Here is a 14784-nt window from a genome sequence, read left to right on the forward strand (position 1 = left end):
CCCGGTGGACCCGGTGGGTCAGTCCAGGACGCTGCCCGCGTCCTGCCGGTCGCCCCGGGAGCGGCGGTAGTCCGCGACCGCGTAGACCCGGTGCAGCCAGCGGTCGGTGCCGTCGTAGCGGGGCGCGTAGGAGGTCCGCCCGTGCACGACCAGCCGGTTGTCGACCACGGCCAGGTCGCCCGCGGTGAGGTCGAGCGCGTGGGTGGCCCGCTCGAAGGCGGCGTTCAGCTCCGCCATGGCGCGCCGGGCGCCGTCGTCGAGGGCGTGCGTGGCGTTGAAGTCGACCAGCACGTCCGGGTCTTCGGGCGCGCCCCGCAGGAGCGCGTGGACCGGCGGCGGAACGCTTCCGGAGCCGCCGAACGACGGCGGCGCCTCGGTCATGAAGCGCTCCTCGAACAGCGTCCGGCGTGCCTCCCCCGACAGCATCGGCAGCGCCCGGCGGACCGAGGCGGTGCACAGCCGGGCGTCCCCGGTCGGGTCGGTGCGCAGGCACAACAGGCCCAGGTAGTCAGGGCGGTTGCGGTGGAAGGCGTTCTCGGTGTGCATCTGGAGGCGCACCGAGCCCGCGTTGCTCTGCTGCCGCTCCTGGCCCGCCACCGGCACCACGTTCTGCACCAGCGCGCCGGACTTCTCGCTGCGGTAGGCCACCACCTCGCCGAGCTGGAGCAGGACCATGGCGATCGCGCCGGCGGCCGTGGTCGCGGCCCGCTGCACCGACCCGAGCGCGGTGGGGGTCGCCGGCAGCTCCGCGTGAATGGGCAGGTTGCGCACCAACAGGACGCCCTCAGGACCCGCGTCATACCTGAAGTCCCGTATGGCCGCCAGGAGTTGACTCGGAAGCCGGACGGCGGCGGCGCGGGCCGCGGCGAGCCACGCGGGGCTGTCCAGCACCCCGGACGCGGCCCGACCGAGCTCCTCGGCCAGCAGGGCGACCTCCTCGCGCTGGGAGTCGGTGAGCACCACCGCCGCCTCGGTCAGGGCGGGGAAAGAGCTGGTCTTGATCATGGATCACATGCCTTCTCACGGAAGCCGTGCGAGCACCCCGCCGGCGGCCGACGGCCTACCATTCAAAGGGTTTTCCGGGCCGTCCCCGCGATTTCCACGGGCCCCTCTTGCGGATCGCACGGGCGCACTGGGACGGCGTCAGGATAAATGTCCCCGAGCGGGCCGGCACAGGGGAATTCCCGAACCGTTCCCGAGTGCCCGGCGACCCGTCAGAATCGAGTGCACGCCGGCGGATTCCTGTCCCGCCAGCGGGACGCCGAACAATGCACGCACTTCCGCCCCGGCCGCTTTCTGGGGCACACTCACCGAGAACCGCTTCGGCCCAACGCGCCAGTCCGCCGCCGAAGTTCGGGTATTTCCGTTCCCTCGCCGTCGGTCGGCCTTCCAGGAGCATGTATGTCGAGCAAGTTCCCATGCCGTATCTGTGCCGCTCCGGTACAGGAATTCTTTGACTTCGGCCGCCAGCCCCTGTCCGACGCCTTCCTGGCCCCGGACGCGGACCTCACCGAGGAGTTCTTCTACCGGCTGGCCGTCGGCGTCTGCGGCTCCTGCACCATGGTGCAGTTGATGGAGGAGGTCCCGCGGGACCGGATGTTCCACGAGGAGTACCCGTACTTCTCCTCCGGTTCGTCCTTCATGCGGGAGCACTTCGAGAACCTGGCCAAGCAGTTGCTGGCCGACGAGCTCACCGCGGACGACCCGTTCATCGTCGAACTGGGCTGCAACGACGGCGTGATGCTCAAGGCCATCGCCGACCACGGCGTGCGCCACCTGGGCGTCGAGCCGTCCGCCAGCGTGGCCGACGTCGCCGCGGCCAAGGGCATCCGGGTCCGCAAGGCGTTCTTCGAGGAGGCCACGGCGCAGCAGGTGCGCGCCGAGGACGGCCCGGCCGACGTCATCTACGCCGCCAACACCCTGTGCCACATCCCGTACATGGACTCGATCCTGGCCGGCGTCCGGGCGCTGCTGAAGCCCACCGGCGTCTTCGTCTTCGAGGACCCCTACCTCGGCGACATCGTCGAGCGCACCTCGTTCGACCAGATCTACGACGAGCACTTCTACTTCTTCACCGCCCGCTCCGTGCGGGAGATGGCCCGCCTCAACGGCCTGGAGCTGGTGGACGTCGAGCGGCTGACGGTGCACGGCGGCGAGGTCCGCTACTTCCTCGCGCCCGCCGGGCAGCGCACCCCGTCGCCGGCGGTGGCCGCGCTCATCGCCGAGGAGGAGCGGCGCAAGCTGTCCGACCTCGCCACCCTGGAGGCGTTCGGCGCCAACGTGCACACGATCCGCGAGGACCTCGTGGCGCTCCTGACCAGGCTGCACGACGAGGGCAAGTCCGTGGTCGGCTACGGCGCGACCGCCAAGAGCGCCACGGTGACCAACCTCTGCGGCATCGGCCCGGACCTCGTCCCGTTCGTCTGCGACACCACGCCCGCCAAGCAGGGCCGGCTCAGCCCGGGCACCCACATTCCGGTCCGGACCCCGGAGGCGTTCTCCTCCGCGTACCCCGACTACGCCCTGCTCTTCGCGTGGAACCACGCCGAGGAAATCATGGCGAAGGAAAAGGAATTCCGCGACGCCGGCGGCAAGTGGATTCTCTACGTCCCGACCGTGCACGTGGTGTGAGGGGTGCGATCCACCCCGCACCACAGGAATATCCAAGACCAACAGGGAGAGCGATGAAGGGAATTCTGCTGGCCGGGGGCAGCGGCACTCGGCTGTACCCCTCGGCCCTGGCGACGTCCAAGCAGCTTCACGCGGTCTACGACAAGCCTCTGGTTTACCACCCGCTTTCGGTGCTGATGCTGGCCGGAATCCGGGAGATCCTGGTGATCTCGACGCCGACGAGCATTCCCCCGCTGCAGGCGCTGCTGGGCGACGGCTCACACCTCGGGCTGACCATCACCTACGCCGAGCAGACCGCACCGCGGGGCATCGCGGAAGCACTCATCATCGGCGCGGACCACATCGGCGACGACCCCTTCGCGCTGATCCTCGGCGACAACATCTTCCACGGCGCCGGATTCCCCCGGATCCTGCGCAACGCCCGCAACGACCTGGACGGCTGCACGCTGTTCGGCTACCCGGTCTCCGACCCCGAGCGCTACGGCATCGGCGAGACCGACGCCGACGGCAACCTCGTCGCCCTGGAGGAGAAGCCGCTCAACCCGCGCTCCCACAACGCGATCACCGGCCTGTACTTCTACTCCCCGGACGCGGTGGAGATCGCCCGCGGGCTGACCCCCTCGGCCCGCGGCGAACTGGAGATCACCGACGTCAACCTGGCCTACCTCAAGGAGGGCCGGGCCCGGCTCATCCGCCTCGGCCGCGGCTTCACCTGGCTGGACGCGGGCACCCACGACTCGCTGCTGGCGGCCAGCCAGTACGTGCACGTCATGGAGAGCCGGCAGGGCGTCCGGGTGGCCTGCATCGAGGAGATCGCCCTGCGCATGGGCTACATCGACGCGGAGCACTGCCACCGCCTCGGTGAGCGGATGGGCAACTCGGGCTACGGCCAATACCTCATGCAGGTCGCCCAGTTCGCCGCCTGATCGCGAAGCCGCCCGCCAACTGGGCGCCATCACAGGGAGTTTGCGTGGCATATCAGAAGCTGACCCCGACACAACTGCTGTCGTCGGGGATCGGCGCGCCGGACGTCGCCGAGCGCGCCTGGTGCGTGCGCTGGGACGAGGCGCCGGACGCGGCGGAGCTGGTCGCCGGCGCGCTGCCGCCGGTGCTCGACTTCCACACCTCCGGCAGCACCGGACCGAGCCGGTGCTGGCAGCGCACCCGCGCGCACGCCTGGTCCGAGGCCGGCACGCTCGCCGACTTCCTCCGGCCGGACGCGCCGGGCGCGGTGGTCTCCTTCGCCCCGCCGGTGCACGTCTACGGCGCGCTGGCCACGCTGTTGCTGCCGGCCAGGCTCGGCGTCCCGGCGTGGTACCGACCGGGCTACCTCGGCGCCCTGCCGGACCCCGGCTGCCGCCGGATCGCCGTCGTCGCCACGCCGTGGATCTTCTCCCTGCTGCTGCGGCACCTGGACTGGGTCCGCTCCTTCGAGCACGTCACCGTCCTCTACAGCAGCGCGATGCTGCCCGCCGAGGCCGGCACCTTCCTCGCGGAGGCCGGCCCCGGGCGGGCGGCCATCGTGGAGCTGCTCGGCTCCACGGAGACCGGCGGCATCGCCACCCGCCGCTGGAGCCAGGGCGCCCCGCCCGCCTGGACGCTCTTCCCGGACGTCACCTTCGCCCCCGACCAGGACGGCACCGCGCCCACCGGGACGGCGCACGGCGGGACGGCGCACGCGCCCCGCGAGGCCGGCGTCCCGCTGGTGATCCGCAGCCCCCGCCTGGCCAACCGCCCCGGCGAACCGCGCCCGCAGCAGTGGCGCACCGGCGACCTCGTCGAGCCGTTGGACGCCCGCACGTTCCGGCTCCTCGGCCGCGTCGGCCGCCTGGTCAAGGTGAACGGTCAGCGGATCAACCTCGACGAGGCCGAGCAGGCGCTGCGCGCCCGGCTCGACTGCGCGGACCTGGCGCTCGTCCCGGTCAACGACCCCATGATCGGCGAGCACTTCGACCTCCACGTCGTCCCCCGGCCCGGTGCCGGCCCGGACGCCCTCGATCTCTCCGTGGCCCGCGCCGTCCTCGGCGCCCGCCCGCGGAAGGTGCACACGGTGCCCGACCTCAAGCGGTCCGCAATGGGCAAGTTGCAGCACCTCACGACCTCCTCAACCCACCGAACCCAGGGATAGCAACGTGACTTTGACCCCCACGTCGGCCCCGGCACCGGCCGACGGCGACCGCAGTGACCTGCCCAGTCTGGACAGCATCGTCGAGGCCGCCGCCTGGACCGCCAAGCTGGGCCCGCTCACCGACGCGGACGTGGCCCGGATGGACCGCTCCGGCGCCACCGTCGACGCGTACCTGGCCGAGGGCAAGCCCGTCTACGGACTGACCCAGGGCTTCGGCCCGCTGGTGACCTACTCCGCCACCTCCGAGCTGGAGCAGGGCAGTTCGCTCATCTCCCACCTGGGCACCGCGCAGGGCCGCCCGCTCGACCCGGACACCTCCCGCCTGGTGTTCTGGCTGCGGCTGAACAGCATGCGCAAGGGCTTCTCCGCCGTCTCCACCGACTTCTGGCAGCGGCTGGCCGACCTGTGGAACGCCGGCTTCACCCCGGTGATCCCGCGGGACGGCACGGTCAGCGCGAGCGGCGACCTCCAGCCGCTGGCGCACGTGGCGCTGGCCTGCGCCGGCCAGGGCGAGGCGTGGGTGCGCGACGCGCAGGGGCGGTGGGCCCAGCGGCCGGCCGTCGAGGCCCTCGCCGAGCTGGGCGCCGAGCCGCTCGTCTGGCCGGTGCGCGAGGCGCTCGCCTTCGTCAACGGCACCGGCGTCGGCCTGGCCGTCGCCATCCGCAACCAGCGCTCGGCCGTCCTCCTCGTCCGCGCCGTCGCCGCCCTCACCACCCGCCTGACGGCCCTGCTCGGCGGCAACGCGGAGCACTACGACGAGGGCGTCGGCCAGGCCCGCAACCAGCTCGGCCAGCTCACGGTGGCCCGCTGGATCCGCCGCGACCTGCCCGCCGACCACCGCCGCGACGAGCGCCGCCCGCTCCAGGAGCCCTACAGCCTGCGCTGCGCCCCGCAGGTGCTCGGCGCCGTCCTGGACCAACTGACCGTCGCCGGCGAGTTCCTGCTCCGCGAAGCCAACGGCTGCACCGACAACCCCCTCACCTACGGGGACCGGGTGCTGCATGCCGGGAACTTCCACGCCATGCCCGTCGGCTTCGCCTCCGAACAGACCGGCCTGGCCATGCACATGGCCGCCTACCTGGCGGAGCGTCAGCTCGGACTGGTGGTCAACCCCACCACCAACGGCGACCTCCCGATCATGCTCACCCCCCGGGCCGGCCGCGGCTGCGGGCTGGCCGGCGTGCAGATCAGCGCGACCTCGTTCATCTCCCGGATCCGCCAGCTCGTCACCCCCGCCTCGCTGACGACGCTGCCGACCAACGGCTGGAACCAGGACCACGTCCCGATGGCGCTCAACGGCGCGAACGGCGTCACCGAGGCCCTGGAGCTGGGCTGGCTCGCCGTCGGCTCGCTCGCCCTGGCCGCCGCCCAACTGGCCGTGATGACCGGCGCGGAGGCGGACGCCACCGGCGTCTGGGCCGAACTCGCCCGAATCTCCCCGGCGTTGGAGGCCGACCGCCCGATGGCCGCCGAAGTCCGCGCCGCCGCCGAGCTGTTCCAGGACCACGCCCGGGCCCTGCTGACCGCCGGCGACTGATCCCACGGACCGCGGGCGCCCGTCCCCCGCCGGGCGCCCGCCCCCGGCCCCGCCGCCCACGAGAGAAGGAGACCACCCCGCGATGACTGGTTGGGGGATCACCCTCCCGCTGACCGGCGTGCCCCTGCCGGCCCACCGCGCACTCGTCGAGCGCCTCCCCGACCTGGGCTACACCGGCGTCTGGACGGCCGAGACCGCCGGCGCCGACGCCTTCTCCCCCCTGGTGCTCGCCTCCCAGTGGTCGTCCCGGCTGCGGCTGGGCACCGCGGTGGCCCCGGTGTTCACCCGGGGTCCGGCCCTGCTGGCGATGTCCGCGGCGGCCGTCGCCGACTGCGCGCCCGGCCGGTTCGCCCTCGGCATCGGCGCCTCCTCCCCCGGCGTCGTCCAGGACTGGAACGGCCTCGCGCACACCCGCCCGTTCGCCCGGACCCGGGACACCCTGCGCTTCCTGCGCACCGCCCTGGCCGGCAAGCCGGTGACCGAGCGGTACCCCACGTTCGGGGTGCGCGGCTTCCGGCTGGAGCGGCCGCCGGCCACGCCCCCGCCGATCCTGCTGGCCGCGCTGCGCCCCCGGATGCTGCGCCTGGCCGCCGAGGAGGCGGACGGCGCGATCACCAACTGGCTGGCCCCCCACGACGTGCCGACGGTCCGGGCCGCGCTCGGCCCCGGACCCGAACTCATCGCCCCGGTCTTCGTGTGCGTCACCGAAGACGCCCGGGCGGCCCGCCGGTTGGGCCGGATGATGATCGGCAGCTATCTCACCGCGCCCGCCTACCGGGCCTTCCAGGACTGGCTCGGCCGCACCGAACCGCTCGCCGCGATGCACCGGGCCTGGGACGCCGGCGACCGCTGGCGCGCCCTGCTGGCCGTCCCGGACGAGGTGGTCGACGAACTGATCGTGCACGGCGGTCCGGACGCCTGCCGCGCCCGCATCCGGCAGTACGCCGCCGCCGGCCTGGACACCCCCGTGCTCGCGCTGCTCCCCACCGACGACGGCGACCCCGTCGCACAGGTCGAGGCGCTCGCCCCGGCCCGGGACTGACGACGTGCTCGCCACCCTCCTGCCGGACCACGTCGCGGCGGCGGAGTCCTACGGCGACGACCCGGCCGCCGCGCTCTTCCCCGAGGAGCAGCAACTGGCCGCCGCCATGCGGCCGGAGCGCCGCCGGGAGTTCGCCACCGCGCGGCACTGCGCCCGCCGCGCGGCCCTGCGCCTCGGCGTTCCCCCCGGCCCCCTGCTCCCCGGCCCCGGCGGCGCCCCGCACTGGCCGGCCGGGATCGTCGGCAGCCTCACGCACTGCCGCGGCTACCGCGCCGCCGCGCTGGCCCACCGCTCCGGTGCCCGCGCCGTCGGCATCGACGCCGAACCCCACCGGCCGCTGCCGCCCGGCATGTTGGCCCGCATCGCGCTCCCGGAGGAACGCGCGGACCAGCGCGCCCTACGGGAGACCGACGCCGCGGTGTGCTGGGACCGGCTGCTGTTCTGCGCCAAGGAGGCGGTCTACAAGGTGTGGTCGCCCCTGACCCGGGCCTGGCTCGGCTTCCACGAGGCCACCATCGCCCTCCACCCGGCCGGCACCTTCCGCGCGCGCGTGCTCCGCACCCCGCCGGACGGCACCGCGACCGACGTCCCCGCCGTCCTCGACGGCACCTGGCTGGCCGCGCCCCGCCTGCTGCTCGCGGCGATCGTCGTCCCGCCCGCCGCGCCGTAGCCTGCTGACCCCCGCCGCCAACCACCCAAGCCCACCGGCCCGTTCCGGTGCTCACGACAAGGTGCGCAACTCCTCATGACGACCCGGATACTCGTGACCGGCGGAGCCGGCTTCATCGGCTCCCACTACGTCCGCACGCTGCTCGGCCCGGACGGCCCCGGCGACGTGGCGCTCACCGTGCTCGACAAGCTCACCTACGCCGGCAACCCCGCCAACCTCGACGCGGTCCGCGCCCACCCGGGCTTCCGCTTCGTCCAGGGCGACATCTGCGACCCCGCGACCGTGCGCGCCCTCATGGCCGAGCACGACCAGGTGGTGCACTTCGCCGCGGAGTCGCACGTGGACCGGTCCATCGACGGCGGCGACACCTTCGTCTACACCAACGTCCTGGGCACCCACACCCTCGTCGCCGCCGCCCACCAGGCCGGCATCGACACCTTCGTGCAGATCTCCACCGACGAGGTCTACGGCTCGATCGACGAGGGCTCCTGGCCCGAGACCCACCCGCTGCGCCCCAGCTCCCCCTACTCGTCGGCCAAGGCGTCCGGCGACCTGGTGGCCCTCTCCTACCACCACACCCACGGCCTGGACGTCCGCGTCACCCGGTGCTCGAACAACTACGGCCACCACCACTTCCCCGAGAAGGCCATCCCGCTGTTCATCACCCACCTCATGGACGGCCGGCAGATCCCGCTGTACGGGGACGGCGGCAACGTCCGCGACTGGCTCCACATCGACGACCACGTCCAGGGCATCGAGCTCGTCCGCACCCGCGGCCGCGCCGGCGAGGTCTACAACATCGGCGGCGGCACCGAGCTGTCCAACCGCGAACTCACCGCGCTGCTGCTCGCGGAGTTCGGCGCGGACTGGGACACCAGCGTGCTGCCCGTCGCCGACCGCAAGGGCCACGACCGCCGCTACTCCGTCGACTGCACCAAGATCCGCGAGGAGTTGGGCTACGCCCCGCGCGTGCCCTTCGCCCAGGGACTCGCCGACACCGTGCGCTGGTACCGCGAGAACCGGGCCTGGTGGGAGCCCTTGAAGGCGCGAGCGGCGCTGTGACCGCCCCACAGGAGCGCCCCTGGCTGGTGACCGGCGCCGGGGGCATGCTCGCCCGGGACGTCCTCGACCGCCTCGCCACCGCCGGCCGCCCCGCGGTGGCCGCCACCCGCGCCGACCTGGACGTCACCGACCCGGAGGCGGTGCGCGCGGCGCTGGCCGCCCACCGCCCCTCCGTCGTGGTCAACTGCGCCGCCTGGACGGCGGTTGACGCCGCCGAGGACCACGAGCACCGGGCCCGCGCGGTCAACGCCACCGGCCCCCGCCTGCTGGCCGACGCCTGCCGCACCGCGGGCAGCGTCCTGCTCCAGGTCTCGACGGACTACGTCTTCGACGGCCGCGCCCGGACCCCGTACCCGGAGGACGCCCCCACCGCCCCGCGCAGCGCCTACGGCCGCACCAAACTCGCCGGCGAACGCGCGGTCCGCACCCTCCTCCCGGACACCGGCTACGTCGTGCGCACCGCCTGGCTCTACGGCGCGGGCGGCCGCAACTTCATCCGCACCGTCACCGAACTGGAACGCACCCGCCCCACCCTCGACGTCGTCAACGACCAGTGGGGCCAACCCACTTGGTCGGCCGATCTCGCCACCCACCTGGTCGAGTTGGGCGGGCGCGCCCTGGCCGGCGCCGCCCCCGCCGGCGTCTACCACGGCACCAGCACCGGCGCGACCACCTGGTTCGCCCTCTGCCGGGAGGTCTTCCGCCTGCTCGGCGCCGACCCGGAACGGGTCCGCCCCACCACCGGCGACCGCTTCCCCCGCCCCGCGCCCCGCCCCGCCTACAGCGCCCTCGCCCACGACCGCTGGCACGCCGCCGGCATGTCCCCGCTCCCCCACTGGCGCACCGCCCTCACCGAGGCGTTCCCCACCCTCCTCCGCCAGAAAGCCGAGAAGCCCGCATGCGACCCCTGTCCATAGAAGGCGCCTGGATCCACGAGCCGGAGGTCTTCGCCGACGCGCGCGGCAGTTTCCACGAGTGGTTCCGCAGCGACGCCTTCCGCGCGGCCACCGGCCAGCAACTCCCGCTCGCCCAGGCCAATCTCTCGGTGTCCCGCCGCGGCGCCTGCCGCGGCATCCACTTCGCGGACGTCCCCCCGGGCCAGGCCAAGTACCTCACCTGCGTCCGCGGTGCCGTCCTGGACGTCATCGTCGACGTCCGCACCGGCTCCCCCACCTTCCGCCAGTGGGAGATGGCCCGGCTCGACGACACCAACCACCGCGCCGTCTACCTCTCCGCGGGCCTGGGCCACGCCTTCCTGGCCCTCACCGACGACGCCACCGTCGTCTACCTCTGCTCCGAGGGCTACGCCCCCGAACGCGAACACGGCATCCACCCGCTGGACCCCGAACTCGCCATCGCCTGGCCCCCCGACATCCCCCCGATCCTCTCCCCCAAGGACGCCAACGCCCCCTCCCTCACCACCCTCCACCACCGCGGCCTCCTCCCCACCTACCCCACCCGTTGAAGCGCCCTCACCCACCCATGAAGCAGAACCCGCCATGAAGCAATCCCACATCGCCATGTTCAGCGTGGGGGCCCACGGGCACGTCAACCCCAGCCTCGACGTCATCCGCGCGCTCGTCGCCCGCGGCCACCGCGTCACCTACGCCATCCCCCCGTCCTTCGCCGCCACCGTCGCCGCCACCGGCGCCGAGCCCCGGACGTACACCACCACGCTCCCCGCCCCCGACGACCCGGACGCCTGGGACGGCCAACTCCTGGACCACCTCAGGCTGTTCCTCGCCGACGCCGGCCGCGCCCTCCCCCAACTCCTCGCCGCCTACCGGGACGACCGCCCCGACCTGATCCTCTACGACCCGATGGCCTACGCGGCCCGCGCCCTCGCCGACCGCTGGCGCATCCCCGCCGTCCAACTCTCCCCGCACGCCGTCCCCTGGAACGGCTACGAAGAGGACATCGCCGCCGAACTCGCCGCCCGGCCCCCCGGCGACACCACACCCCCCGCCCACGCCTGGCTCGCCCAGACCGGCCTCGGCCCCAGCCGCGCCGCCCGCCGCCCCGACCGCTGCCTGGCGCTCATCTCCACCCTCCTCCAGCCCCACCCCGACCGCGTCGACCCCACCGTCTACACCTTCACCGGCCCCTGCTGGAACACCCACGCCCCCGACTTCTACCGCGCCTGCATCGCCGCCTTCGGCGACCACCCCGACTGGCACGTCGTCCTCCACACCGGCCGCAACACCACCCCACCCCTCCCCGACGCCCTCCCCGCCAACATCGAGGCCCACCCCTGGGTCCCCCAACGCTCCGTCCTCGACCACGCCGACGCCTTCCTCACCCACGCCGGCGCCAGCAGCGCCCACGAGGCCCTCGCCCGCGGCGTCCCGATGGTCACCGTCCCCCAGGCCGCCGACCAATTCGGCAACGCCGCCCTCCTCACCAACCTCGGCATAGCCCGCCACGTCCCCAAAGCCTCCGCCACCCCCGAAACCCTCCGCAACGCCGTCCTCACCCTCCTCAACGACCCCGCCCTCCCCCACCACACCACCCGCATCCTCAACCACCTCTCCACCGAACCCGGCACCCCCCAAGCCACCACCCTCATAGAGTCCGAACTCCCCTGACCCCCAACACAAAAAAGCCCGGGCCAGACATCAACTGTCTGACCCGGGCTCCCCAACAGAGCCGCCTTCGGGATTCGAACCCGAGACCTACGCATTACGAGTTGTCCGTTCTTGTTCCGTCAGTATCCGCCGGAGTCCGCGAGCAGGGTCGAGCGCCTGGTCGGATGCCTGATAGGTCACTGGCGGACGTTCGTGGACGGGCTCGGAACGACGGGGAAGTGAGACCGCAACTGAGACTGCAAGCGCATGCTCTCAATGTCGTACGGGACGACTCCGACGCCGCCTGCCCACCCTTCGGCCGCTACGTGCGACCCTGGCAGCAGTCGTCGCTCCCGGAAGGAGGTGCCGTGGCGGAGTCCAGCCCGCGCGGAACCTATCTACTCATCGCCGATGCGCTGCGAAAGGACATCGAGAAGGGATTGGAAGGGGACGCGCTCCCGTCCGAAACCGCTCTTATGCGGACGCATGACGTCTCGCGTAACACCATCCGGCGCGCGCTCAAGACTCTGGAGGCGGAGAGGCTCGTCACCTCCGTTCCCGGCGCCGGCTGGCGGGTGTCCAGCAAACCCATAAGGCCGCTCATCGACCGCATGACCGATCTGATCGCGGAGGATTCGCTGACGGTAGGCGACAACTACCCGTCGGAGTCGAAGCTGTGCGAGCGCTTCGGTGCCTCCCGAACAGCGATCCGGCATGCCCTCGCTCAGATGGAGGGAACCGGCCTGCTCGCGACGGTCCACGGCAAGGGCCGCACCGTTCGCGCTCTCCCGACGAATCTGGAGGATACGTAGCCTTGGCACCCATGGGGCTTACCGAGTGGGCGTACTCGCTCTCTGAATCGATGTTGGCCGACCCGTTGCCGCGCCGCTGGGCACACTCCCTTGGTGTCGCCAAGCGGGCTCGTTCCCTGAGCCCGATCCTCGGTGTAGACGCCGAACTATTGGAGGCCGCGGCCGTCCTTCACGACATCGGGTACTCCCCCTCCATCGCCACGACCGGCTTCCACCCGCTCGACGGTGGTCGCTTCCTCCGCGACCAGGAGGGGGCCGACGACCGAGTCGTGCGGCTCGTGGCTCATCACTCCTGCGCACTCTTGGAGGCGGAGGAGCGGGGGCTCCGGCATGAGCTGGAGTCCGAGTTCGAGCTGGAGAGGCCGGAGCTGGTGGACGCACTCATCGTCTCCGACATGACGACGACGCCTGACGGCGAGCACACCACGCCAGCCGCACGGCTGGAGGAGATCGTGCAACGGTACGGCCCGGACACGATCGTTGGCCGTTTCATCCAGCGAGCGGCGCCGGAGATCTACGCCGCGAACGAGCGTGTGGAGCTCCGGATGGCTTCCACCGCAGCCGACGCTCAGCCGATGTAGGGCTGCGGCCGGGTCTCGTCCAGGCCGTGCGCGATGCGCAGTCGCATGGACGGATGGATGTCCAGCCCATCGAGATCCGCCGGGGCCACCCAGCGGACCTCCTTCGATTCACTGCTGGTCCGGAGAGAACCCCCAACTGGATGGGCCCGGAAGCAGATAGAGAACTGCTGTCGCACTTCACCGTCGTCGTAGGCGAGGACGTGATCGGGGTCGGTGTAGAGCCCGACGATGTTGTCGACCTCGACGCGGATCCCGGTCTCTTCCTCCACCTCACGGACGGCCGTAGCTCCGATCCTCTCGCCGATGTCGTGGCCTCCACCGGGGAGCGCCCACAGGTTGTTGTCCGTCTTGTGGATCAGGAGAAGCTGCCCCTGGCCATTGCGGACCACGACTGTCACGGAGGGCACCACCGAGTTGGCCTTGGGCGCCTTCGGGTCGCGGAAGTAGTCGATCCGGCTCATGCGCCCGATCCTCGCAGGTTAGTGGGCGAGGAGATGGGGCGGGCGCCCTCCCAGATACGTTCGACGCTCTCCGCGTAGGCGTCGAAGAGCTCCCCTCCGGGGACACGCTGCAGATGCAGGACAGGGGCCATGTAGGCGCCGACGCCGTAAAGGTGCCCGTTCGCCAGCATCGCGTCATCGGCACGGTAGATCGAGTTGTAGAGCGTGGTGGAGTGCAGCCGGAACTCCACCCCTGGAAGCCTGAACAACGACGAGTAGTTCACCAGCGCATTGCGAATCTTGCTTGCCATCGCGCCATCGATGCCCTCGTCCTCGCCGCGCACGGCGACGGCGGCCGAGTCGGGGTCGCCGAGCATGAACCGGATCCGTAGGCCATCGGCCGACTTTTCCTTCACCACTTGGTGGAACTCGGCGTCCTCAGTGAGCCAAAAGCCCGAGTAGACGAGCACGTCGAAGTGCCGCGTGGCTCCGGCGTAGAGCTGCGGCCAAAGCCGATTCGGTACGACAGAGCGGTGCGGGTAGAGCTGGACAAGCTCAGCGTTACCTGCCTCAGTCACCTCCGCCGACGTCCGCTCTTCTGGCCAGAGGTAGGACACTTCCCGCCGCAAAAGGGATGCTGTCGCGTACTTGTACCGGCGGTACGGCTGACGCTTGGGCTCATTGACCCAGCGCTCCACTGTCTTCGCCGACACCCCTAGGCGATCAGCAACCTGATCAAGCGTCATGCCGCTTTCGACGATCGCGCCGCGCAACCGCTCATTGGCCATGCCGTGCACTCCCCCCGAGGGACGACTTGGGACGACTCCACCGTAGCGAAGGCGTCCCGGAGTTGGGCAAGCACGGAGTTCATCGTCGCGTCTGGTCAAGCCACGCTTGAGGCAACTCGGCGGGGCGGACTCGCGAAGTCAAAGAAACCAAAGGACTTGACTCCGCGAACTATCCACCCCACCATAAGGAACAGGTACTACATGTACCTCACGCCCGGAGGGCTCCGCACTGGCGGATCAGCTCGATGGAAGCGTCCGTTCGTTGAGAACTTCACAGCGTGCCGTCCCAGCCACCTGCACACGGGTGGTCGATGGGGCCGCCTCCAGCCCAGCAGTGCTGGGCCCGGGAGGTCACCTCCAGCCCTCGCAAGGCTCGGGAGGTAGCTCGGAGCGATCCGGGCAACAGGACGCCGTCCCCTGTCGTGGGCGGCCCGGGGCTACTCACCTCCCCGGGGTGAAAAAAGGAGCGTCGCCCACTGACCTTCGGGAGTAGGTGACGAGTCGCCGCTACCCCGGCCTTTTGGTCGGC

The 14784-nt window shown here is 71.8% G+C and carries 15 protein-coding genes; 12 read left to right on the top strand and 3 right to left on the bottom strand.

Annotated features, from left to right (window positions below; all coding sequences use genetic code 11):
* Nucleotides 1-18: 18 nt before the first annotated feature.
* A complete protein-coding gene (locus tag PV796_RS17875; protein ID WP_274914309.1) occupies nucleotides 19-1005 on the bottom strand; it encodes a TauD/TfdA family dioxygenase in 987 nt (328 codons plus the stop codon).
* Nucleotides 1006-1401: 396 nt separating this feature from the next.
* Between PV796_RS17875 and PV796_RS17880 the strand changes: the two genes are divergently transcribed.
* The 12 genes from PV796_RS17880 (at nucleotide 1402) to PV796_RS17935 (ending at nucleotide 13027) form a co-directional block, all read left to right on the top strand.
* Entirely contained in the window at nucleotides 1402-2631 is a 1230-nt protein-coding gene (locus PV796_RS17880) for a class I SAM-dependent methyltransferase (RefSeq protein ID WP_274914310.1), read from the top strand.
* Nucleotides 2632-2684: 53 nt separating this feature from the next.
* Nucleotides 2685-3557 (top strand): glucose-1-phosphate thymidylyltransferase RfbA, encoded by an 873-nt coding sequence (gene rfbA / locus PV796_RS17885; RefSeq protein ID WP_274914311.1) that lies wholly within the window; start codon nucleotides 2685-2687, stop codon nucleotides 3555-3557.
* Nucleotides 3558-3601: 44 nt separating this feature from the next.
* Nucleotides 3602-4759 carry an AMP-binding protein gene (locus PV796_RS17890; RefSeq protein WP_274914312.1) on the top strand — a complete coding sequence of 386 codons (1158 nt, stop codon included), beginning with the start codon at nucleotides 3602-3604 and terminating at the stop codon, nucleotides 4757-4759.
* A 4-nt stretch (nucleotides 4760-4763) separates the two neighbouring features.
* Nucleotides 4764-6296, top strand: a complete 1533-nt coding sequence (locus PV796_RS17895; protein ID WP_274914313.1) for an aromatic amino acid ammonia-lyase — start codon at nucleotides 4764-4766, stop codon at nucleotides 6294-6296.
* A gap of 82 nt (nucleotides 6297-6378) precedes the next feature.
* On the top strand, nucleotides 6379-7338 hold the full coding sequence (locus PV796_RS17900; RefSeq protein ID WP_274914314.1) for an LLM class F420-dependent oxidoreductase: 960 nt from the start codon (nucleotides 6379-6381) through the stop codon (nucleotides 7336-7338).
* Between the two features lie 4 nt (nucleotides 7339-7342).
* On the top strand, nucleotides 7343-8008 hold the full coding sequence (locus tag PV796_RS17905; RefSeq protein ID WP_274914315.1) for a 4'-phosphopantetheinyl transferase family protein: 666 nt from the start codon (nucleotides 7343-7345) through the stop codon (nucleotides 8006-8008).
* Between the two features lie 75 nt (nucleotides 8009-8083).
* Entirely contained in the window at nucleotides 8084-9070 is a 987-nt protein-coding gene (gene rfbB / locus PV796_RS17910) for a dTDP-glucose 4,6-dehydratase (protein ID WP_274914316.1), read from the top strand.
* Complete coding sequence (gene rfbD, locus PV796_RS17915) at nucleotides 9067-9987, top strand: dTDP-4-dehydrorhamnose reductase (protein ID WP_274914317.1); 921 nt, start codon at nucleotides 9067-9069, stop codon at nucleotides 9985-9987. Before rfbB ends, rfbD begins: the two co-directional genes overlap by 4 nt.
* Nucleotides 9969-10535, top strand: a complete 567-nt coding sequence (locus tag PV796_RS17920) for a dTDP-4-dehydrorhamnose 3,5-epimerase family protein (RefSeq protein WP_274914318.1) — start codon at nucleotides 9969-9971, stop codon at nucleotides 10533-10535. Before rfbD ends, PV796_RS17920 begins: the two co-directional genes overlap by 19 nt.
* Before the next feature lie 34 nt (nucleotides 10536-10569).
* The gene (locus tag PV796_RS17925; RefSeq protein WP_274914319.1) at nucleotides 10570-11655 is read left to right on the top strand and encodes a nucleotide disphospho-sugar-binding domain-containing protein; all 1086 of its coding nucleotides are present in this window, start codon (nucleotides 10570-10572) and stop codon (nucleotides 11653-11655) included.
* 347 nt (nucleotides 11656-12002) lie between these two features.
* Nucleotides 12003-12446, top strand: coding sequence for a GntR family transcriptional regulator (locus tag PV796_RS17930; protein ID WP_274914320.1), 444 nt, complete (start codon nucleotides 12003-12005; stop codon nucleotides 12444-12446).
* Between the two features lie 11 nt (nucleotides 12447-12457).
* Entirely contained in the window at nucleotides 12458-13027 is a 570-nt protein-coding gene (locus PV796_RS17935; RefSeq protein ID WP_274914321.1) for an HD domain-containing protein, read from the top strand.
* Here the strand turns inward: PV796_RS17935 and PV796_RS17940 are convergent.
* Together PV796_RS17940 and PV796_RS17945 are read right to left on the bottom strand one after the other, a co-directional pair.
* Complete coding sequence (locus PV796_RS17940) at nucleotides 13015-13488, bottom strand: NUDIX hydrolase (protein ID WP_274914322.1); 474 nt, start codon at nucleotides 13486-13488, stop codon at nucleotides 13015-13017. The two genes, PV796_RS17935 and PV796_RS17940, sit on opposite strands and share 13 nt — an antisense overlap.
* On the bottom strand, nucleotides 13485-14255 hold the full coding sequence (locus PV796_RS17945; protein ID WP_274914323.1) for an XRE family transcriptional regulator: 771 nt from the start codon (nucleotides 14253-14255) through the stop codon (nucleotides 13485-13487). Before PV796_RS17945 ends, PV796_RS17940 begins: the two co-directional genes overlap by 4 nt.
* Nucleotides 14256-14784: the final 529 nt, after the last annotated feature.

Origin of the sequence: Streptomyces sp. WZ-12 (assembly GCF_028898845.1) — a bacterium.
In the GTDB taxonomy this organism is placed as follows: domain Bacteria; phylum Actinomycetota; class Actinomycetes; order Streptomycetales; family Streptomycetaceae; genus Streptomyces.